The sequence below is a fragment of the Rhodococcus sp. 05-2255-1e genome (genome assembly GCF_002259025.1).
GTDB lineage: Bacteria > Actinomycetota > Actinomycetes > Mycobacteriales > Mycobacteriaceae > Rhodococcoides > Rhodococcoides fascians.
In genome coordinates this window covers 385,759-406,885 of record NZ_NOZE01000010.1, presented here as the reverse complement: position 1 = coordinate 406,885, position 21,127 = coordinate 385,759, and the positions used below count along the sequence as shown (strand labels likewise).

At 65.6% G+C, this 21,127-nt stretch carries 20 protein-coding genes and 1 riboswitch; of the genes, 12 read left to right on the top strand and 8 right to left on the bottom strand.

Features of this window, described 5'->3' with window-relative positions; all coding sequences use genetic code 11:
* Positions 1–58: 58 nt before the first annotated feature.
* The gene (locus CH262_RS27530) at positions 59–220 is read right to left on the bottom strand and encodes a hypothetical protein (protein WP_179274192.1); all 162 of its coding nucleotides are present in this window, start codon (positions 218–220) and stop codon (positions 59–61) included.
* Positions 221–264: 44 nt separating this feature from the next.
* Between CH262_RS27530 and idi the strand changes: the two genes are divergently transcribed.
* The 12 genes from idi (at position 265) to gcvP (ending at position 10,813) form a co-directional block, all read left to right on the top strand.
* Positions 265–873, top strand: coding sequence for an isopentenyl-diphosphate Delta-isomerase (idi, locus tag CH262_RS09755; RefSeq protein ID WP_032387400.1), 609 nt, complete (start codon positions 265–267; stop codon positions 871–873).
* Positions 874–897: 24 nt separating this feature from the next.
* Entirely contained in the window at positions 898–1,524 is a 627-nt protein-coding gene (locus tag CH262_RS09750) for an NUDIX hydrolase (protein ID WP_032387401.1), read from the top strand.
* A gap of 67 nt (positions 1,525–1,591) precedes the next feature.
* Positions 1,592–2,197 (top strand): CDP-alcohol phosphatidyltransferase family protein, encoded by a 606-nt coding sequence (locus CH262_RS09745; protein WP_027497173.1) that lies wholly within the window; start codon positions 1,592–1,594, stop codon positions 2,195–2,197.
* Positions 2,198–2,199: 2 nt separating this feature from the next.
* Positions 2,200–3,054 (top strand): DUF881 domain-containing protein, encoded by an 855-nt coding sequence (locus CH262_RS09740; RefSeq protein WP_032387536.1) that lies wholly within the window; start codon positions 2,200–2,202, stop codon positions 3,052–3,054.
* Positions 3,055–3,167: 113 nt separating this feature from the next.
* Entirely contained in the window at positions 3,168–3,491 is a 324-nt protein-coding gene (locus CH262_RS09735; protein WP_205912519.1) for a DUF1290 domain-containing protein, read from the top strand.
* 3 nt (positions 3,492–3,494) lie between these two features.
* Positions 3,495–4,226, top strand: a complete 732-nt coding sequence (locus tag CH262_RS09730; protein ID WP_027497170.1) for a DUF881 domain-containing protein — start codon at positions 3,495–3,497, stop codon at positions 4,224–4,226.
* A gap of 41 nt (positions 4,227–4,267) precedes the next feature.
* Positions 4,268–4,672, top strand: coding sequence for a glycine cleavage system protein GcvH (gene gcvH / locus CH262_RS09725; protein ID WP_027497169.1), 405 nt, complete (start codon positions 4,268–4,270; stop codon positions 4,670–4,672).
* Between the two features lie 229 nt (positions 4,673–4,901).
* On the top strand, positions 4,902–5,399 hold the full coding sequence (garA, locus tag CH262_RS09720) for a glycogen accumulation regulator GarA (protein WP_027497168.1): 498 nt from the start codon (positions 4,902–4,904) through the stop codon (positions 5,397–5,399).
* Positions 5,396–6,133, top strand: coding sequence for a transcriptional regulator FtsR (gene ftsR / locus CH262_RS09715; RefSeq protein ID WP_027497167.1), 738 nt, complete (start codon positions 5,396–5,398; stop codon positions 6,131–6,133). The genes garA and ftsR overlap by 4 nt, the downstream gene beginning before the upstream one ends.
* A 97-nt stretch (positions 6,134–6,230) precedes the next feature.
* Positions 6,231–6,704, top strand: a complete 474-nt coding sequence (locus tag CH262_RS09710) for a bifunctional nuclease family protein (RefSeq protein WP_027497166.1) — start codon at positions 6,231–6,233, stop codon at positions 6,702–6,704.
* Between the two features lie 413 nt (positions 6,705–7,117).
* Positions 7,118–7,657, top strand: a complete 540-nt coding sequence (locus tag CH262_RS09705; protein ID WP_157226114.1) for a MerR family transcriptional regulator — start codon at positions 7,118–7,120, stop codon at positions 7,655–7,657.
* Positions 7,658–7,669: 12 nt separating this feature from the next.
* Positions 7,670–7,767, top strand: a riboswitch (glycine riboswitch).
* Positions 7,768–7,972: 205 nt separating this feature from the next.
* A complete protein-coding gene (gcvP, locus tag CH262_RS09700; RefSeq protein ID WP_032387537.1) occupies positions 7,973–10,813 on the top strand; it encodes an aminomethyl-transferring glycine dehydrogenase in 2,841 nt (946 codons plus the stop codon).
* 16 nt (positions 10,814–10,829) lie between these two features.
* Here the strand turns inward: gcvP and CH262_RS09695 are convergent, their stop codons facing one another.
* The 7 genes from CH262_RS09695 to CH262_RS09660 form a co-directional block, all read right to left on the bottom strand.
* Positions 10,830–11,969 carry a metallophosphoesterase gene (locus tag CH262_RS09695; RefSeq protein WP_032387403.1) on the bottom strand — a complete coding sequence of 380 codons (1,140 nt, stop codon included), beginning with the start codon at positions 11,967–11,969 and terminating at the stop codon, positions 10,830–10,832.
* Positions 11,970–11,972: 3 nt separating this feature from the next.
* Positions 11,973–13,637 carry a VWA domain-containing protein gene (locus tag CH262_RS09690; RefSeq protein ID WP_230591219.1) on the bottom strand — a complete coding sequence of 555 codons (1,665 nt, stop codon included), beginning with the start codon at positions 13,635–13,637 and terminating at the stop codon, positions 11,973–11,975.
* A gap of 67 nt (positions 13,638–13,704) precedes the next feature.
* Positions 13,705–15,879: a malate synthase G gene (locus tag CH262_RS09685; protein WP_032387539.1), complete on the bottom strand. Its 2,175-nt coding sequence runs from the start codon at positions 15,877–15,879 to the stop codon at positions 13,705–13,707.
* A gap of 64 nt (positions 15,880–15,943) precedes the next feature.
* Positions 15,944–16,858, bottom strand: a complete 915-nt coding sequence (locus tag CH262_RS09680; RefSeq protein WP_032387404.1) for a hypothetical protein — start codon at positions 16,856–16,858, stop codon at positions 15,944–15,946.
* On the bottom strand, positions 16,859–17,980 hold the full coding sequence (locus CH262_RS09675) for a hemolysin family protein (RefSeq protein WP_027497159.1): 1,122 nt from the start codon (positions 17,978–17,980) through the stop codon (positions 16,859–16,861).
* Positions 17,973–19,352 carry a hemolysin family protein gene (locus CH262_RS09670; RefSeq protein ID WP_032387405.1) on the bottom strand — a complete coding sequence of 460 codons (1,380 nt, stop codon included), beginning with the start codon at positions 19,350–19,352 and terminating at the stop codon, positions 17,973–17,975. The genes CH262_RS09675 and CH262_RS09670 overlap by 8 nt, the downstream gene beginning before the upstream one ends.
* A 330-nt stretch (positions 19,353–19,682) precedes the next feature.
* On the bottom strand, positions 19,683–21,119 hold the full coding sequence (locus CH262_RS09660) for a GuaB1 family IMP dehydrogenase-related protein (protein WP_027497156.1): 1,437 nt from the start codon (positions 21,117–21,119) through the stop codon (positions 19,683–19,685).
* Positions 21,120–21,127: the final 8 nt, after the last annotated feature.

Sequence of the window (21,127 nt, the reverse complement as noted above, 5' to 3'; positions counted from 1 at the left end):
AACATCGGGGGTATTGACGCAATCTCTGTGATTCAAACAGCGACGGCACCGGGAAATATCACTCCTGATCGTCGGCGATCTCCGGGGCGTTCTCCCGTGTCGCCATCCCACCGCCGCCTCCGCCGTCCACCGGTCCGGGGCGGCCGCCCTTGGGGGAATCCGCCGTGTCGTGTTCGGTCGAGGTGCCGCCGTTTGTCTTGTCCTTGTCGTCCTGTCCCATGGTTCGACACTAGACCGGCCGTCCGTCCGTGGGAGCATGGAACGATGGATCGATCCCCTGCGCAGCACGTGGTGCTGCTCGACGACGAAGGCCGCGCCGTCGGCACCCAGGACAAGACCACGGTGCACACCGAACAGACCCCGCTGCACCTGGCGTTCTCCAGCTACGTGGTGCGTGAGGACGGTGCCGTGTTGCTCACGCGACGGGCGTCGAGCAAGACGACGTGGCCCGGCGTGTTGACGAACAGTTGTTGTGGACATCCAGCACCCGGCGAGGACCTGGAGTCGGCAGTGCTCCGACGCATCGGCGAAGAGCTGGGTCTGCAGGCCCGGTCCGCGGAACTGGTGCTGCCGCATTTTCGGTACCGCGCTGTGATGGACAACGGGATAGTCGAGAACGAGATCTGCCCCGTCTACCGAGTGACGGTCGGCGACGACGCGACACTCGACCCGGATCCTGACGAGGTCGACGAAACGCGATGGGTGTCCTGGGCCGAATTCTCGGCCGACGTGCTCGCAGACCGAATCGATGTATCGCCCTGGTGTCGAACACAAGTGGAGCAACTCGCCGGGTTGGCCGAGCACGCACTGGCCTGGCCCGCGTCCGCTGACGAACTCCTTCCTCCGGCAGCGCGTCTCGCGGATTCCGCATGACGGCAACCGAATCGGTGGGTACTCATGGCGGGTAGCGACGAATCGAGCGACTGCCTCGGCCGCGACTCGATGGAGCGTGCACTCGGCCACTTCGAGTCTCGGACAGCCGATGCCGACGGTCTGCGCCACGCAGCTGTTGCTCTGGCGGTCGGCGGGGAGAGAGGAGACCGTCGCCTGCTGTTGACCAGACGGCCGAGCCGATTGCGCGCTCACCCGGGTCAGTACGCACTACCTGGTGGCGGAGTCGATCCGGGCGAAACCCCGGCACAGGCCTGCCTGCGTGAACTCGAGGAAGAGTTGGGCATTCGCACCGACCCGGGGGAGGTACTCGGGCGCCTCGACGATTACGTCACCCGTTCGGGATACGTCATCACGCCGTTCGTGGTGTGGGTGGGCGAGTATTCGTCGTCGCTGCAGCCCAGTGCCGACGAGGTGGCCGAAGTGTTCGAGGTGACCGAGGCCGAACTCGATGTCGATGCGGAATTCGTCACGATCCCCGAGTCACCCCGACCCGTGATTCGGTGGCCGTTCCGAACCGGTGCCATCCATGCTCCCACGGGTGCGATCGTGCACCAGTTTCGTGAAGTGGTCCTTCGCGGTCGACACACCCGGGTCGCGGACTTCGAGCAGCCGGTGTTCGCGTGGCGCTAACGTGGCCTCGAACCGCCGGTGCGCTCGCGCCGGCTGCCACGACGCCCGAGGCGACAGGAGGTGAGCGGTGACGGACAAGAGCGAACTCGAGGTAACGGATCGGATCGCAACTGTTCCCAACCTGCTCAGTGCCGTGCGACTCGCCGGCGTTCCGCTGTTCTTGTTTCTTCTGCTCGGCCCCCAGGCAGACGGCTGGGCGCTGGTCATTCTGCTCGTCAGCGGCGGCACCGACTGGCTCGACGGAAAACTCGCGCGTTTGCTCGGGCAGTCGTCGCGGCTGGGGGCGATTCTCGACCCGCTCGTCGATCGCCTGTACGTCGTCAGCACGCTGGTCGCATTCGTGGTGCGCGGCATCATCCCGTGGTGGGTCGCTGCCATCCTGATCGGGCGAGACGCGGTTCTCGGCCTGACCATGTTCGTCTACCGACGTCGTTCCCTCCCGCCTCCGGACGTGATCTATCTCGGGAAGGCCGCCACGTTCGTGGTCATGGTCGCGCTGCCGGTGCTGTTGGTCTCCGTGGGCACCGGTTCCGTGGCCGACGCCGCTGGGCCCCTCGGTTACGCGCTCCTGATCTGGGGGACGGTGCTGTACACGTGGACCGGTGCGTTGTACCTCGGCAAGGCAGTGGCCGTCGCGCGAGCGATCGCGCCCACCTCCGCACCGGGCAGGTGACGGTGCAGCCACCAGCACGACCGAAGAGGAACCCGACTCCGTCACTGCTCACATCGCTGTTGACGGATCACCTCGATCCGGGTTACGCAGCCGCTGCCGTCGAACGGTCGGCGCACCACGTGCGTAACCCGAGAGTGCCGCCTGTCCTCTGGCTGATCACCGGTGCCGTCGCTGTCGGAGTGGTCTTCGGGGTCGCGATCTCGCAGCTGGCCTCGGATGCGGCGGAGATCGATCGGGCCAGTGCCGACGCCTCTGCTGCAGTGCGTGCTGCCCAGGAGCGTGAGGCAGAACTGGACGTCACGAGGGACGAACTCGCAGCCCAGGTATCGACCGAGCGTGATCGCGCGCTCCAGTCCGATGCTGCCGGGAGCGAGCTCCTGGACCGTCTCGATGCGGTCGAGTCGGCTGCCGGTATCGACTCGGTGACCGGTCCCGGCTTGTCGGTCGTGGTGACAGAACCTGCCGCAGGCGGTGCATCCGACAGATCGGTCCGTACCGGTTCCGGCGCAACCGTTCTCGACCGCGACATCGCTGCCGTCGTCAACTCCTTGTGGGCCAGCGGCGCCGAAGCGGTGTCCGTCGACGGCAATCGAGTCGGGCCGAACGTGACGATCAGACAGGCAGGCGGCGCGATGCTGCTCGACAATCGCCCGATCACCTCGCCCTACGACATCGATGCGATCGGTCCACCGCAGCGCATTCAGGTGCAGTTCGCCGTCAGCGATGCATACCTGCGCATGAGCACGGTCGCTCAGCTCTACGGTGTCGGTTTCTCGGTACGGCCGGCCACCGATCTCGAGTTCGGGCCGGCCGTCGCCAGGGAGTCGTTCGAGGCGAAGGAGGTGGCCCCACGATGACGGCGAGTGACGTCCCGGACGTCGAGCCATCCGACTCCGGCAGCCCCGGTCCCGAGGTGCCCGGCGGCACCGAGCCCGCCGCCACCGGCCGCGCCGGATTCGCGCTCGCAGCATTGGTCGCGCTCGTCGTCGGAGTCGTGATCGGTCTCGTCGCCGGGCCTCGAGTTCCTGCAGTCGTCGCCCCATACCTGCCGATCGCCGTCGTGGCCGCTATCGATGCAGTGTTCGGCGGCGTTCGCGCCTTTCTCGACGGCATTTTCGACGCCAAGGTGTTCGTCGTGTCCTTCGTCTTTAACGTCCTCGTCGCGGCGCTCATCGTGTGGCTCGGTGATCAGCTCGGAGTCGGAACGCAACTGTCCACCGCCATCGTCGTCGTGCTCGGTATACGTATCTTCGGCAACGCCGCTGCGTTGCGCCGACGGCTTTTCGGTGCCTGACCGATGAACGCAGGCCCCGGACGGCACGGTCGGCGCACCCGACGTGGACAGCGCACGTGGTTCGGCATTCTCGCTCTCGTGTTGATGTGTGCCCTCGGAATCGGAATCGCGACACAGGTGCGCGAAACGAGCACGTCGGGCAATCTGGAGAATTCGCGGCCCGAGGACCTGTTGGTGGTGTTGGACTCCCTGACGCGACGCGAGGCGTCGATCCGCGACGAGATCAGCGCGCTTCAGGGCACGCTCGCCACCCTCCGGCAGTCCGGTTCCGGGTCGGACGCCGCGGTGGCGGAAGCCCAGGAACGACTGTCCGCGTTGTCCATTCAGATCGGCACCGTGGCGGCCCGAGGACCCGGCGTCACGTTGACGATCGACGACACCGACGCCGGCGTCGGAGCAGAGGTTCTGCTCGACGCGTTGCAGGAGCTGCGGGCCGCCGGTGCCGAGGCGTTGCAGATCGACGGTGGTGGGGTCGCGGTCCGCATCGGTGTGGATTCGTGGATGGCCGGACCGGCCGGCCGAGTCGTGGTGGACGGCCGAGAACTACGCGCTCCCTACACCTTCACTGCCATCGGAGATCCGGCGACTCTGGAAGCTGCACTGAACATTCCGGGAGGGGTGATCGACACGGTCGCTCGCAACGGGGCGAGCTCGCGAGTCGAGCGATCGGACCAGGTCACGGTCTCCGCCTTGCGAGATCCGCGCCCACGTCAATACGCTCAGCCCGGAAACTGATCGCCCGCTCGCCCCGGGCCACGATGGAAGGGAATGCCGCGTTGAGCGACATCGACACACCAGCTGATCTGCTTTACACCCCCGAGCACGAGTGGGTGCAGCGGACGGGGCCTGCGACGGTTCGAATCGGTATCACCGATTACGCCCAGACGCAGTTGGGCGACGTCGTGTTCGTTCAGCTTCCGGCGATCGGTGACAGCGTCACCGCGGGCGAGTCTCTCGGTGAGGTGGAATCGACCAAGAGCGTGTCCGACGTGTTCAGTCCTCTCACGGCCAAAGTCGTTGCCGTGAACGAAGATCTGGATTCCGAACCCGAGAAGGTGAACTCCGGACCGTACACCGGCGGGTGGCTGATCGAGCTCGAGGTCGCATCCTCGGAGGCATTGGACGCGGCGCTGGCACCGATGCTCGATGCCGCCGGATATGCTCTCATCACAGCTGAGTGACGAAGGGCCGTACACACCGGCCAACCGACCACAGGTCGTCGGCGCGCAGGGTACGGTCGACACCGAGCGAACAGCCTGTCGGGGCGAAGGTCGCGCATGGTGAGTGGTCCGCCACGCACCGAGGAACCGAAACGCACCACCGAACGCCAGCAGAACCAGAAGTGAAGACCATGTACTGCGTTACCCGAGGTGATCGTTGCCCGGGTCAACGGACTGAGAAGGAGTAACGGTGAGCCAGAACGACAACGACAGCAACTACGGGGAGTCGCCGGCCGAGACCACCTCGGTCTTCCGCGCCGATTTCCTCCAGGAGCTGGACAACTCCGCTACCGCCCAGAGCACCGAAGCTCCGGTATCGGGTGTCGAGGGCTTGCCTGTCGGAGCTGCCCTGCTCGTCGTCAAGCGTGGTCCCAACGCCGGATCCCGATTCCTGCTCGACCAGCCGACCACGTCGGCCGGTCGTCACCCCGACAGCGACATCTTCCTCGACGACGTCACCGTGAGCCGTCGACATGCAGAGTTCCGCCAGGACGAGGACGACTTCCAGGTCGTCGACGTGGGCAGCCTCAACGGCACCTACGTCAACCGCGAGCCGGTCGACTCCGCTGTGCTCGCCAACGGTGACGAGGTGCAGATCGGCAAGTTCCGTCTGGTCTTCCTCACCGGGCCGCGTGGCGGCAACGGATCTGCAGTCGGCGAGTCGTCTGCGGGTGCAGGAAGCCAGTGACCGCCGTCGGGCAGCAGTCCAGCGGGGGGATGTCGATTGGCTCCGTCCTCGATCGACTCCGGCCCGACTTTCCCGACGTGACCATCTCGAAGATCAGATTCCTCGAAGCCGAGGGTCTGATCTCTCCGGAGCGCACTCCGTCGGGCTATCGGCGTTTCTCGATCGCGGACTGCGAACGGCTGCGGTTCGTGCTCACCGCTCAGCGTGATCAGTACCTACCGCTGAAGGTGATCAAGGAACAACTCGAAGCGATCGACCACGGCGTTGCAACCGTCGAGAGAGCAGACGCCTCGGTCAAGCGCCCGCGGTCGCTGACGATCGCGGCCGGTGAAGTCTCGCCGGAGGAGTTCCTGCCCGATCGCGAGGTCCGCATCAGCAAGGCAGATCTACTGGCTCAGGCCGGCATCGACGACGCCTTCCTGACCGAGTTGCTACGCAGCGGTCTGATCACTCCCGGGCAGGCCGGGTTCTACGACGACGGTGCCGTCACGCTCGCTCGTACCGCGCACGCGATGTTGCAGTTCGGGCTCGAGGTTCGTCACCTCCGTGCGTTCAAGCTCGCGGCGGACCGCGAAGCGGGTCTCGTCGCTCAGATCGCCGGGCCGGTCGCCAAGGGGCGCGATGCCGGTGCACGTGATCGTGCCGAAGAGATGATCCGGGAATTGGCAGCTCTGTCGTTGACCTTGCATACGTGTCTGGTCAAAGCAGCGGTGCGTGGTGCGCTCGACCGGTGAGGTTCGCTCGCGCCGGTTCGGATTCCAATAGACTCGGTTCTGGTGAGCTGGACCAGCGACGACCAGCGAAGATTTCTCGAGGTGTGAGGTGGACACGATGAGTGAAATGCGTGTGGTCGGTATTCGTGTCGAACAGCCGCAGAACCAGCCCGTGTTGCTGCTGCGTGAATCCGACGGCGATAGGTACCTCCCGATTTGGATCGGCCAAACCGAAGCTGCCGCAATAGCTTTGGAGCAGCAAGGTGTGCAGCCGGCTCGGCCGCTGACGCACGATCTGGTGAAGAACCTGATCTCTGCGTTGGGGCACGAGCTCAAGGAGGTGCGCATCGTGGACCTCCAGGAAGGCACCTTCTACGCCGATCTCGTATTCGACAAGGACATCCGCGTGTCGGCGAGGCCGTCGGATTCGGTTGCCATCGCGCTCCGTGCCGGAGTCCCGATCTATGCGGAGGAGCCTGTGCTCGCCGAGGCCGGCCTGCTGATGCCGGACGAGCGTGAGGACGAGGTGGAGAAGTTCAAGGAATTCCTCGAATCGGTGTCGCCGGACGACTTCAAGGCCACCGACGGGTAACGGAATAGTGTCAACCTCAACTTTAGGTTCAGGTTTACGGCGCGTTGCGTTGAATCTGGTCGATTGCCCCCATAACGTTCGTGCCAGTGAAGTTCATCGCCGGCGCAGTTCGGACCGACGCAGTTCACGCCTCTTCGGTTGCCGCCGAGGCGTAGTCTGGCCCTGGTACACGGTATGACTTCACGCGAGTACACCGAGGCGTTCAGGCGCGCTTCGGACGGATCCCAGTACTGACTGGATCCGAACGCAGTGAGACATCCGAGAGGGAGCAGTCAGTGGGAGATCAGCCGCAGCAGCATCACGGCAGTCGAGAATCCGACGCCGCAAGCCGGACAGAGGACGCGTCCGCAGCCGATGCTCGGGTCGAGACCCCCGACGAGGCGTCGAATCGCCCTGTCACACAGTCGCAGGATATTCAACCCGGCCTGTTCCCCGACGATTCGGTGCCCGACGAACTCGTCGGATACCGCGTACCCAGCGCCTGCCAGATCGCCGGCATCACCTATCGGCAACTCGACTACTGGGCTCGTACGGGCCTGGTCGTACCGTCCATCCGAGGCGCAGCAGGTTCGGGCAGCCAACGGCTGTACTCGTTCAAGGACATGCTGGTCCTCAAGATCGTCAAGCGCCTACTCGACACCGGAATTTCGTTGCAGAACATCCGCGTCGCCGTGGATCACCTGCGCCAGCGTGGCGTCGGCGACCTCGCCAACATCACCCTGTTCTCCGACGGCACCACCGTCTACGAGTGCACGTCGGCCGAGGAAGTAGTCGACCTGCTGCAGGGCGGGCAGGGCGTCTTCGGTATCGCCGTCAACGGCGCGATGCGCGAGCTCACCGGCACCATCGCCGACTTCCCGGCCGAGCGAGCAGACGGCGGAGAGAGCCAGCCGAGCCCCGAAGACGAACTGGCGTCCCGCCGCAAGAATCGCGCGAGTCGTAAGACCGGCTAGACTTCTCACCGTCGCGCCTGCGCGGGAGAGTTCCGAGGCATCCAGTCTCGGACGCCGAAGGAGCAATACCTCCCCGTCAATCTCTCAGGCACACGGACCGTGTGGGCTTCGACAACTCTGGAAAGTGGTGGGAGCACCCACCCGCCCAAGGGGAAAGGTGCCGGTGCGCGCACGTCAGCGCGCCGTGTTCTACCGAATCTCTCAGGCGCACGCGTCAGCGAGCACACGACAGAGGGGGAGGAGCGGTCGGCGCGTATGCCCCGGCCGTCCGACGCCTTGTCTTGGGACCCCTGGGAGTAGACCGTGACCGACCGAATGACTTCGACCGCATCGGCTTTCGTCGACAGACACATCGGCCCCGACACCACCGAACTGGCCCGCATTCTCGACGCAATCGGTGTCGACAGCCTCGACGAGCTGGCCCGCAAGGCTGTTCCCGAGTCCATTCTCGATACCGTCGTCGACGGGGTTCCCGATGGCCTGGCGACATTGCCGCCTGCTCTGAGCGAGCACGATGCGCTGGCCGCGCTGGCCGATCTCGCCGGCCGCAACACGGTGGCCACCTCGATGATCGGCCTGGGCTACTACGACACCCTGACGCCTCCGGTGCTCACGCGCGGCATCCTGGAGAATCCGGCCTGGTACACCGCCTACACCCCTTATCAGCCCGAGATCAGTCAAGGCCGACTCGAGGCACTGCTCAATTTCCAGACGATGGTGTCGGACCTGACCGGTATGGATGTCGCGAATGCCTCCATGCTCGACGAGTCCACTGCCGCAGCCGAATCCATGACGCTCATGCGTCGCGCCAACCGAGGCTCGAAGTCACCCCGCCTCGTCGTCGATTCGGATATTTTCCCGCAGACCAAAGCCGTGCTCGCTACGCGCGCCGAACCGCTCGGGATCGAGCTGGTGTACGCCGACCTCGCCGACGGCCTGCCCGAAGGCGACTTCTTCGGAGTGCTGGCGCAGCTGCCGGGAGCATCAGGCCGTCTGGTGGACCACACCGCCACGATCGAGGCAGCACACGAGCGCGGTGCGCTGGTTGCAGTCGGGGTCGATCTGCTGGCCGCCACCCTGGTGACCGCGCCCGGCGAAATCGGTGCCGACGTCTGCTTCGGAACCACCCAGCGCTTCGGGGTTCCGATGGGGTACGGCGGTCCGCATGCCGGTTATCTCGCAGTGCGCTCCGGTCACTCGCGCCAGCTGCCAGGGCGGTTGGTGGGAGTGTCCGTCGATGCAGACGGACATCGGGCCTACCGCTTGGCCCTGCAGACGCGCGAGCAGCACATTCGCCGTGAGAAGGCGACCTCCAACATCTGCACCGCCCAGGTGCTGTTGGCCATCGTGGCCGCGATGTACGCCAGCTACCACGGCGCGGATGGGCTGCGCGCGATCGCACGTCGCGTCAACACCCGTGCTCGAACCGTCGCAGCAGGGTTGCAGGCTGCGGGCATCGACGTGGTGCATGCCGAGTTCTTCGATACCGTGCTCGCCGCGGTCCCCGGCGCGGCCCACACCGTCGTCGATGCCGCCAAACAACGCGGTATCAACCTCCGACCGGTCGACGACGATCACGTCGCGATCGCCTGTGACGAGGCAACCACGGAGGCTCACATCGTCGATGTGCTCGCTGCATTCGGTGCCGAGCCCGCCGGCCCGGGAGCCGAGTCCGTCCCGGCCGATTGTGCCCGCACGTCCGAGTACCTGACGCATCCCGCCTTCACGCGCTACCGCACCGAGACAGCCATGCTGCGCTACCTTCGCGCGCTGTCGGACAAGGACATCGCCCTCGACCGCAGCATGATCCCGCTGGGATCGTGCACGATGAAGTTGAACGCGACCGCTGAAATGGAGTCGATCACCTGGCCTCAGTTCGCGCGCCAACACCCGTTCGCGCCGTCGACCGACGTCCCCGGACTACTCCGGGTGATCGCCGACCTCGAACAATGGCTCGTCGACATCACCGGCTACGACGCGGTCAGCCTGCAGCCCAATGCAGGAAGCCAGGGCGAGTACGCGGGACTACTTGCGATCCGCCGATACCACCAGGCCAACGGCGACACCGGTCGCACGGTCTGCTTGATCCCGTCGAGCGCACACGGCACCAACGCCGCCTCCGCGGTGATGGTCGGGATGCGCGTCGTCGTGGTTGCGTGCCGACCGAACGGAGACGTCGACGTCGACGACCTGCGGGCCAAGATCGCCGAGCACGCCGACACCCTCGCCGCCATCATGATCACCTACCCCTCCACCCACGGTGTGTACGAGCACGAGATATCCGATATCTGTGCCGCGGTGCACGACGCGGGTGGACAGGTGTACGTCGACGGTGCCAACCTCAACGCTCTGGTCGGGTTGGCTCGGCCGGGTCGTTTCGGCGGAGACGTCAGTCACCTGAACCTGCACAAGACCTTCTGCATCCCGCACGGCGGTGGCGGTCCCGGCGTCGGACCCATCGGCGTCCGTTCGCATCTGCAGCCGTACCTGCCCGGCCACCCGCTGGCACCGCAACTGGGCGACGGTCCGACCGTTGCGGGCGCACCGTACGGAAGCGCGTCGATCCTGACGATCACGTGGGCATACATCGCGATGATGGGTGCGCAGGGGCTGCGCCGGGCGACCTTGACCGCCATCGCGTCGGCCAACTACATCGCGCGCCGCCTCGACGAGTACTTCCCCGTGCTCTACACCGGCGACAACGGCATGGTGGCGCACGAGTGCATCCTCGATCTGCGAGGTCTGACCAAGGACACCGGCGTCACCGTCGACGACGTGGCGAAGAGACTGGCGGACTACGGCTTCCACGCGCCGACGATGAGCTTCCCGGTGCCGGGGACCCTGATGGTCGAGCCGACCGAGAGCGAGAATCTGGAGGAGATCGACGCATTCTGCGACGCGATGATCTCCATCCGCAGGGAAATCGACCGCGTCGGCTCCGGCGAGTGGACCGTAGAGGACAACCCGTTGCGCGGCGCTCCGCACACGGCGCAATGCCTCGTCGCAGACTGGGACCACCCGTACTCGCGGGAACTCGCGGCGTACCCCGCAGGCTACGGCCGACCGAAGGTGTGGCCCGCGGTCCGGCGGATCGACGGCGCGCACGGCGACCGCAACCTGGTGTGTTCCTGCCCGCCGATCGAGGCGTTCGCCTGATTGGACGGGCAGATGGTCAGCCCCGCGTGAGTTCGAGCATCGCGATCTCGGGCGGGGCTGCCACGCGCACCGGCGGACCCCACGCGCCTGCACCGCGGGTGGTGTAGAGCGTGGTGTCACCGATCGTGTCCAGGCCCTCGACACTGGGCTGCTGGAGCGGCACCAGATAGCGGATCGGCCAGATCTGCCCGCCGTGAGTGTGTCCGGACACCTGCATGTCCACGCCCAGCTCGGAGGCCTCCACAGCCTGCTTGGGCTGATGAGCCATCAACAGCACGAAGCGATCCGGGTCGATGCCGTCGAGCGCAGCGCCGAGATTCGGTTCGTACGGTTCCGGGGCAGTGGCGTCGTTGATGCCGGCGATATCGATGGCAGCGCCATCACGGGTGATCGTCGCGCGCTCGTTGCGCAACACGTCGATGTCGAGGGTCGACCAGAATTCGAGCCACTCTCCGCCGTCGCCCGCGTAGAACTCGTGGTTGCCGCTGACAGCGAAGACCCCGAGAGGGGCTTCGAGGTCGCGCAGCGGCTCGAGGTCTTCTCCGACCAACTCCACTGTCCCGTCGATGAGATCGCCGTCGAGCAGCACGACATCAGGCTGCTGCGCGTTGACCGAATCCACGACCGTGCGCACGAAGCCCGCACCGCGAGACGGTCCGGCGTGAATATCGGACACCAATGCCACTCGCAAACCGTCGAATTCGGCCGGCAACCGGTCGAGCGCAACCTGGGTGCGTGTGACACGAGGCGAGGCGGCTTCGACGAGGCCGTACCCCACTGCGACGACGCTGACGAGAGCCACGACAACGGAGCCGACCCGTGATATGCGCAGCCGAGCAGCAGTCGAATCACGATGCGACAGTGCGAACATCACCCGCACGACGGTGCAGATCAGAGCAACGAGGACCGTGCCGAGGAACAGATACAACACCACCGCCAACCAGGTCAGACCGACGAAAGCCGGGCCGCGGGCCCAGGACGGATCGAACTCGACGCCGCTGCCGAAGCCGACCACCGCGCACAACCACAGAAGTATCAGCAACAGATCTGCCGGGCGTCCGACACGTGCCGGTGCCCTCGTTACGGAGAGAAACCGCCAGTGCAGGAAGAGGGTGACGAGGAGCAAGAAGACGCCGACAAAAAGTACACGAGACATGTTCTAGTACAGCAACTTTCCGAGTCGATCGAGAAGGTCTGGGGAATCCGATGTCGGCACCGTGTCCACGGTGCCGCCGGTGCGAGCTGCGATGTCGGTGAACACGGGGGCAGGGCTGTCGTCGCCGATGCGCACGATGTTCACCGCAACCGGCCGCGCCGGATCGGACGCCGATGTCAGTTCGGTGAGTAGCTCGTCCGCCGACAAGGGTGAGTCGTCCGGGCCGTCCGTGATCAGCACGACCGAATTGACGCGGCCGGGGACGTAACCGGCCACGGCGTCGAGATACGCGACGAGTACGGACGCGTACGTGAACGAGCCGGTTGCCGGCGTCAACGCCTCAGCGGTCGCATCGAGGGCGGAGCGCCTCGGAGTGGTCCCGACGGGAACTGTCATCGGTCCGGTCGGGACATCCACCCGGAAGGGCAGCGAGTTGTTCAGGTCTTCGCTGAAACTCCACAGACCGAGTTCGGTGGCGTCGGGGACTCGTCGGAACTGCTCGCTCAGTGCGCGAACGGTGTTCTGCAGCCGCGTCGCACCGCCTTCGGTGGTGCGCATCGACTCGGACACGTCGAGTAGAACAGTGGCACGGCGGGGCAGAACCGGATTGCGAAGTACAGCGAGCAGAGCGTCGGCAACCGGCCCCGATGGTGGGGCGACGATGCCCGCGTCCTGGGCCTCGTCCACGCTGAATCCCGCGTCCAGAAATGTCTGCGTACCGTCGGGCTGACGAACGAAATCGACGAATGCCGCGGCTGCTCGGGTGGAGGTCTCGTCACCGGAGAGCACGACCGCCGGATGATCGGCGACGGGCGTTGCACCCTGTGGTCGAACGGCGGTCAGCGTCGAGGAATCGGTCGACGCGAGTTGCTGTTCGGTGACCGGGACCGCGTGGACGGCGGCGTCGGGGCCGGCAGCATTCTCGAGCGCCGCGAGGGCGTCGTACGTGGTGGAGGCCGAGGTTGCGGAAGCGCCGGTGTCGGTCACCGCCAACTCCGACATCGCCGACACCAGTGGCGTCGAGGAGGCCTCATCGACGGTGAGTGCGGTGGTCGGGTCACCGCGTACGCCTGCCGCGATGGCCGCGACCGCAAGAGTGCTCGCGCCGGTGTCGGAGCCGGACGGCACGGCGAGTCGAAGCCCACCCCACTCGGGGAGTTCGAGAGCCTGCGGGTCGCGTTGCAGTCGTATCAGATCTGCCCAGCCAGAGCCTGCAGCGGCGACGGCGTCGGCCACCGCGCCCGGTGCAGCGAGGACGATCGGACTCGATGCGAGCGGCCGCGGCGTACCGTCGATGGCTCCACGGTCGACGACGGCCTCGACGTCTGCCGAGGACTGGGGTATCCACAGACCCGGACGAGCGCCGAGCTCACCGACATCCCAGTTGTCGGCGCCGGAGTTCAGTGCCGCCCGCACCGCATCGGACGCGATGGCTCGAACCTCTACTGTCACACAGTGATCGCGAATCACCGGGGCGGTCGCGTCGAATCGTGTTGCCAGCTGTTCGATCGCGGCGGAGATGTCGGGGTCGGCCGCCACGGTGAGGACGGCCGGCCCCTCCACGCAGGTGTCGGCTGCCTCGATCCCCTGATCCGAAATTCGATCACGCAGCGCAAACCATCCGAACACGGCTGCCACCAAGACCGCGACCGTCAGTACGACGATCACGGGCCCGGCGGCTATGGAACGTCCGCGCCCTGAGTTCCGGTGTTCACCCACGTGGTCGACAAGTCCGTCAGGCGTTGACGGCCTTGTACTCCCGTCGGCGACGATGCAGGATCGGCTCGGTGTATCCGTTGGGCTGGCTCGTGCCCTGGAAGATCAGATCACTCGCAGCCTGGAAGGCGATGTTGGTGTCGAAATCGGGTGCCAACGGCTTGTACGTCGGATCGGACGCGTTCTGCCGGTCGACCACCGGTGCCATTCGCTTCAGCGATTCGCGCACCTGCTCCTCGGTGACGATGCCGTGCCGCAACCAGTTCGCGATGAACTGGCTCGAAATGCGCAGCGTCGCACGGTCTTCCATGAGAGCGATGTCGTTGATGTCGGGCACCTTGGAGCATCCGACACCGTGGTCGATCCAGCGCACGACGTAACCGAGGATGGACTGCGAATTGTTGTCGAGTTCGTTCTGCTTCTCCTCGTCGGTCCAGTCGGTGGACGGCGCGAGAGGGATCTCGAGGATCTCGTCGACGGTGGCGCGCTTGGCTTTCGCAATCTCGTGTTGACGGGCGAACACGTCGACCTTGTGATAATGCAAGGCGTGCAGGGTCGCTGCGGTGGGGGAGGGAACCCACGCAGTGTTCGCGCCGGCCTTGGGGTGGCCGATCTTCTGCTCGAGCATGTCGTGCATCAGATCGGGCATGGCCCACATGCCCTTGCCGATCTGCGCCTTGCCCTGCAGGCCGGCCGCCAGCCCGGTGTCGACATTGAAGTCCTCGTAGGCGGCAATCCACTTCTCGCCCTTCATCGCTCCCTTACGAACGACGGGCCCTGCCTCCATCGAGGTGTGAATCTCGTCGCCGGTGCGGTCGAGGAAGCCGGTGTTGATGAACACGACCCGCTCGGACGCGGCCTGGATGCAGGCCTTGAGGTTGACCGTCGTGCGGCGCTCCTCGTCCATGATGCCGACCTTGAGCGCGTTGGTGGGCAGGCCGAGGACCTGCTCGACGCGGCCGAACAGTTCGGCGGTGAAGGCGACCTCGTCCGGTCCGTGCATCTTCGGCTTGACGATGTACAGCGAGCCCGTACGCGAGTTCGAGAGCACGTTGTCCGGAGTCAACGAGTGCAGACCGGCGAGCGAGGTGAACAGCGCATCGAGAATGCCCTCGGGAACCTCGTTGCCCTCGGCGTCGAGGATCGCGTCGGAGGTCATCAGGTGGCCGACGTTGCGGACGAACAGCAGCGAACGACCGTGCAGCGTCAGCTCGGAACCGTCGACCGAGGTGTAGGTGCGGTCCCTGTTCATCGCGCGAGTGAACGTCTTACCGCCCTTGGAGACCTCCTCGGTGAGATCGCCCTTCATCAGACCGAGCCAGTTGCGGTAGCCCAGAACCTTGTCGTCGGCATCGACTGCGGCGACCGAATCCTCGAAGTCCATGATCGTGGTGACAGCCGACTCGAGGAGCACGTCCTTGACGCCCGCTCCGTCGGTCTTGCCGATCGGGCTTTCGGGGTCGATCTGGATCTCGAAGTGCAAACCGTTGTGCACGAACAAGATTGCCGTCGGCGCATCGGGTGTGCCCTGGTAGCCCAACAGCTGGGACGGATCCTTCAGGCCGACGGTGCTGCCGTCGGCCAACGTCACCGTCAGCGACGCGGCGTCGACGACGTATCCGGTGGTCCCGACGTGCGAGCCGGAGCTCAGCGGCAATGCCTCGTCCAGGAAGTCACGCGCGAACGCGATGACCTTGTCTCCGCGGACCTTGTTGTAGCTCGTGCCCTTCTCGGCTCCGTCGGTCTCGGGGATGGCGTCCGTTCCGTAGAGGGCGTCGTAGAGCGAGCCCCATCGTGCGTTGGAGGCATTGATCGCAAAGCGTGCATTGAGCACGGGAACCACGAGCTGCGGCCCGGCCGTGGTGGTGATCTCGGTGTCCACGCCGGACGTGGTGATCTGGAAGTCGGCGGGCTCGTCGAGCAGGTAGCCGATCTCTTTCAGGAAGGCCTTGTACGCTGCGCGGTCGTAATCGGCACCGGCATGCTCGCCGTGCCACGCGTCGACCTTGCCCTGAATTTCGTCGCGGACGGCCAGCAACGCTTTGTTCTTGGGAGCGAGATCGGCGATCACCGACGCGGCACCGGCCCAGAAGGCCTCCGAATCTACGTCGGTACCCGGCAGCGCCTCCTTCTCGACGAAATCGAATAGGACCTTGGCGACCTGAAGTCCACCAGCCTGCACACGATCGGTCATGAATTCCTCACTCTTTCCGGTCACGGACACCGGTGACGGTGTCCCCACGACAACGCTGTCGATGTTACTCGGCGGTAGGTCCGACGCCGAACCCGCCGCCGGTGAGCAGATTTCGACACCGATCCATCAGTGCCGAGCGCAGGGGAGCTGCCTTTTCCGACAGCTCTCCCTGCGCGCGAACGTACTCTGCCCGTCCAGCCGCAGTTTCGATTCGGATGGGATCGAGATGGTACTCGCTCAGGTCGTACGGACTTGCGCGCATATCGATCGTCCGAGCCTCCAACGCCAACTCGAAACAGTCGGTCACGAACTCCGAGTCGATCAACGGACCCAATTTGTAGCACCACTTGTACAGATCCATCGACGCGTGGATGCAACCGGGCTGCTCGGACCCCAGGCGCGACTCAGGGGACAACGCGAGTGCGTTACGCGGTACCGCGTCCTCGGTGAAGAAGCGGAAGGCGTCGTAATGAGTACACCGCAACGTCATCGAGTCGACCACGGCGTCGGTTCCCTCGTGACCGAGTCGCAACGGGACCTGGCTGTGCCGGACTGCCGAGTCGCCGCCGCGGTAGACCATCGCCCATTCGTGCAGACCGAAGCAGCCGAGCAGGGGCGCTCGCTCCCGCGTCGCCGACAGCAGACCCAGAACGAACTCGATGCTGGGCCGGCGTCGCTCGAGCAGATCCGACCGCACCCGGAATCCTGGACCGTCCGCAGTCTCGACCTGCTCGTACGAGGCGAACTCGGCGAAGTCACGCGCCCGATCGCCCGTCAGAACCGTGCCGTGGCCAGGATTCCATCGGCGCAACTGACCCGGGCGATGGCTGTAGTAGGTGAACAAGAAATCCACTACCGGATGCACATTGCCGTGTCCGCGATCGACCAGATAGCTGCCGACGAGACTCTCCACCCGAGCCGAGTGCGCGTCTCGCCGGGCAGTCCACTCCGCCTCGGTCAGCGTTGCCGATTCGCCCATTCAGACGTTCCGCGGGGTACCGGTAGGTGCGGACTGACCCGGTCGGGGACCGGCGACACGGTGAGTCCCGTCTCGAACCGTGCCCACGAACTCCTCCACCAGATCCTCCAGCGCGACGATGCCGACCGTGGCACCGGTCGCATCGTGCACGGCACCGAGGTGGCTGCTGGCGCGCCGCAGCTTCGTCAGCGCGTCGTCGAGCACGGTGTCTATGGACACCACGGGCAGGGCCCTGACGTCGCTGCGGGGAATGACGGTCTCCGGGCCGGCGGAATCGTCGGCCATGTCGTCGAGCACGTCCTTCAGGTGCAGATAGCCCACCAGGGAACCGCTCGCATCACGCACCGGGTACCGAGAGAACCCGGTTTCGATGACTGCGCGTTCCACCGAACCGAGGGTCGGACCGAAAGTGTGGTCCGGCCCGGACAGCTCGATACTCCGAACCTGATGCGAGGGAATCAGAACCTCGGCCACGGTTCGGCCCGAGGTCTCGAGAGCCTGGCGCAATCTGCGGTGTTCCTCGGCGTCGATCAGTCCCTCCGAGCGCGATTCGCCGATCATCTGCGACAGCTCCACCGCCGAGACGGACGAACTCAGTTCGTCCTTGGGCTCGATGCGAAGCATGCGCAGCGTCAGGTTGGCGCACAGGTTGTAGAACGAGATCAGGGGCAACGCCACCTTGATGAACATCAGATGGATGGGCACGAGCACCATGGCGGTGCTCTCCGGGCCGGCGATGGCGATGTTCTTCGGGACCATCTCGCCGACGAGGATGTGCAGGACGACGACGAGTGTCAGCGCGATGGCGAAGGCGATCGGGTGCAGGAACGAGCCGGGGATGCCGACCAGCTCCAGGGGCACCTCGATCAAGTGCGCGACCGCGGGCTCGGCGACGCGGCCGAGCAGAATCGAGCAGATCGTGATGCCGAGTTGTGCCGCGGCGAGCATCTGCGACAGATTCTGACCGGCCTCGATGACGCTCTGCGCGCGCTTCTTGCCCTGCGCCAGCAATGCCTCGAGACGATCACGGCGAGCTGAGATCAGTGCGAACTCGGCACCGACGAAGAAGGCGTTTCCGGCCAGCAGCAGAACTGCCAGACCTACCCCGAGGAAGTCACCCATCGACCTCACCGTCCGATCGCAGACGCGCCACTGCTTCGGCGTCGATCGGCAGGATCAGCACACGATCGATACGGCGGCCGTCCATGCGGATCACGCGCGCCATCCACCCGCCGTCGCCGTCGGGGACGTCCTCCGTCGCCGGGGACGGTAGAAGCACCGCGTCTCCCTCTGATGGAATCCGGCCGAGTTGCATCAGTACCAGGCCCCCGATGGTTTCGTATTCGCCTTCCGGGGCCGAATAGCCCGTCGCCGACGCAACCTCGTCGATGCGAAGCAGCCCCGCGCAGTCCCAGCCGTCGCCCGAACGAGCGACGTCCAGTTCCGGCTCGTCGTGTTCGTCGCGCACGTCGCCGACGATCTCCTCGATCAGATCTTCCATCGTCACCATGCCTGCGGTGCCGCCGTACTCGTCCACCACGAGGGCTACCTGCATTCCGTCGGCTCGCACGCGTTCCATCACAGCGTCGCCGTCCAGACTTGACGGAACGACCGGAACGTCGCGCGCCAGGGACTCGACAGTGGTGGACCGGCGGTCCGCTCCGGCCACCGTGAACGCATGCTTGATGTGTACGACACCGACGGTGTCGTCCAGGTCGCCGTCGACCACCGGGAACCGAGAGAAGCCCGTTCGCGCAGCGGTTTCGATCAGGTCGGCGACGGTCGCGTCGGTGGCAAGAGTCTCGATCTTGACCCGCGGAGTCATCAGTTCCTCGGCGGTGCGGTCGCCGAACTGCAACGACCGGTCGACCAGACGTGCGGTGTTCTCGTCGATCGAGCCCTGCTGGGCCGACGTCCGTACCAGTGAACCGAGCTCCTGCGGTGATCTCGCCGAACGCAGTTCCTCGGCCGGTTCGATGCCGAGCCGTCGCACGAGCCAGTTGGCCGAGCCGTTGAGTCCGTTGATCGCCCACTTGAAGATCAGGGAGAATCCGGCCATCGCTCCGGCTGTGACCCGCGCGGTCGACATCGGTTTCGCAATGGCGATGTTCTTGGGGACCAGTTCACCGAAGATCATCGAGAACGACGTGGCCAAGATCAGAGCCACCGCGAGGGAGATGCCCGACGCGAGAGAGTCCGAGGCACCGAGCGCGGTGGTCACCGGCCTGATGAATCCTGCCAGCACCGGCTCCGCGAGATAACCGGTGATGAGGGTGGTGATCGTGATGCCCAGCTGCGCGCCCGACAACTGAAAAGACAGCGTCTTGTGAGCATGCAGAACTTGGCGCGAGCGTAGGTCGCCGTTCTCGGCCTGAGACTCGACCGCACTGCGTTCGAGAGCAGTGAGGGAGAACTCTGCCGCGACGAAGAGGGCAGTACCTGCCGTCAGCGCCACGAAGCCGATCAGGCTGACGATGGTGACGAGAGTGGCCACAGGTCAACGCCGCCGAAGTTGAGAGAGCAGTACCGCTCCGCTCGTCTGCGGGGACCTGTCGAAATCGGTGTCGCCGGGTTTCTCTCCCGGCTCGATAGAGGATCCCTCCGATGTGGAACCGTCGTCGTGCTGCTCCGCAGTTGCCGAACCGGCAACCGAAATAGTGGGTGCCTCGGGCACCTGATTCCCTTCTGTCTGGTTCGCGTTGCGGCACACCGGTGGTGGCCGACGCGTCGTCGCCCGCGCCGAGTCGACGTTGTCGTCTCGGCGCGGGCAACGACAGCGAACGTCGTCGAACTCGTAGTGGGTGAGTCTAACCGTCTCGGTGCGTTACCACCCGGACGGCAGGGGGCGCCCTTCGGCAAATCCTGCGGCCGACTGGACCCCGAGGACGGCTCGTTCGGCCAATTCGGGCAGGGAACGTGCCCCGGCATAAGTGCATGTGCTGCGCACACCTGCGCAGATGTGATCGATGAGGTCTTCGACGCCGGGACGATCCGGATCCAGTCGCATCCGGGAACTGGAGATCCCTTCCTCGAACAACGCCTTGCGGGCGCGGTCGAAGGCCCCGTCGGTGGCAGTGCGCGCCGCGACGGCACGCTTGGACGCCATGCCGAAGCTTTCCTTGTATCGGTTGCCCGCCGCGTCGACGCGAAGGTCTCCGGGAGATTCGTAGGTGCCCGCGAACCAGGATCCGATCATGACGTTGGCGGCACCGGCCGCGAGCGCGAGCGCGACGTCGCGAGGATGGCGAACACCGCCGTCGGCCCAGACCGACGCACCGAGTTCGGCTGCGGCAGCCGAACAGTCGGCCACGGCGGAGAACTGCGGTCGACCCACGCCGGTCATCATGCGAGTGGTGCACATGGCCCCGGGGCCGACACCGACCTTGACGATGTCCGCACCCGCCGCCACCAGGTCACGGGTGCCCTGAGCGGAGACGACGTTACCGGCGGCGAGCGGTACGCCGAGATCGAGCGAACGCACTTCGGCCAACGCTTCGAGCATCTTCTGTTGGTGCCCGTGGGCGGTATCCATCACCAGGACGTCGGCACCGGCCTCGACCAGTGCCGTCGCCTTCTTCGCCACGTCGCCGTTGATGCCGACCGCGGCAGCGATCCGCAGCCGTCCCGACGCGTCGACGGCAGGGGCGTAGATGCCGGTGCGGACGGCACCGGTGTTCGTCACCACACCGGCCAACGAGCCGTCGTCCTCGACGACGATCGCGAGCTGGGCGTGGGCGGCCTCCATCAGCTCGAAGACCTCTTTGGGTGAGGCGTTGCGGGCCACCCGCACGAAGTCGGTCGCGGCCACCGAGCTGAGCCGAGCGAAGCGATCGACGTCTGCGCAGGCGCTCTCGGTGACGACACCGACGGGCTTGCCGTGCTCGACGATCACGACGGATCCATGAGCGCGCTTGTGCACCAGGGCGAGCGCATCGGAGACCGAGGCGTTGGGGCCGAGAACGACCGGTGTGTCGGCAACGAGATCTCTGCTCTTGACGAATGCGACCGTTTCGGCGACGGCCTCGGTGGGCAGGTCCTGCGGAATGACGGCAATGGCACCGCGTCGTGCGACGGTCTCGGCCATCCGCCGACCCGATACTGCGGTCATGTTCGACACCACGATCGGAATGGTCGTTCCCGACCCGTCGACCGTGCTGAGGTCCACGTCGAAACGAGAAGTGACATCGGTCCGGTTCGGGACGAGGAAGACGTCGTCGTAGGTGAGATCGTAGGGCGGCTGGTGACCATCGAGGAACTGCACGTTGATCG

Bases quoted from the DNA above. Each gene is read 5' to 3' on its own strand.
- idi (WP_032387400.1), top strand. From the start codon at position 265: ATGGATCGATCCCCTGCGCAGCACGTGGTGCTGCTCGACGACGAAGGC.
- gcvP (WP_032387537.1), top strand. From the start codon at position 7,973: ATGACTTCGACCGCATCGGCTTTCGTCGACAGACACATCGGCCCCGAC.
- CH262_RS27530 (WP_179274192.1), bottom strand. From the start codon at position 220: ATGGGACAGGACGACAAGGACAAGACAAACGGCGGCACCTCGACCGAA.
- CH262_RS09680 (WP_032387404.1), bottom strand. From the start codon at position 16,858: ATGGGCGAATCGGCAACGCTGACCGAGGCGGAGTGGACTGCCCGGCGA.
- CH262_RS09710 (WP_027497166.1), top strand. From the start codon at position 6,231: ATGAGTGAAATGCGTGTGGTCGGTATTCGTGTCGAACAGCCGCAGAAC.
- CH262_RS09730 (WP_027497170.1), top strand. From the start codon at position 3,495: ATGAACGCAGGCCCCGGACGGCACGGTCGGCGCACCCGACGTGGACAG.
- CH262_RS09695 (WP_032387403.1), bottom strand. From the start codon at position 11,969: ATGTCTCGTGTACTTTTTGTCGGCGTCTTCTTGCTCCTCGTCACCCTC.
- CH262_RS09675 (WP_027497159.1), bottom strand. From the start codon at position 17,980: ATGGGTGACTTCCTCGGGGTAGGTCTGGCAGTTCTGCTGCTGGCCGGA.
- CH262_RS09750 (WP_032387401.1), top strand. From the start codon at position 898: ATGGCGGGTAGCGACGAATCGAGCGACTGCCTCGGCCGCGACTCGATG.
- CH262_RS09685 (WP_032387539.1), bottom strand. From the start codon at position 15,879: ATGACCGATCGTGTGCAGGCTGGTGGACTTCAGGTCGCCAAGGTCCTA.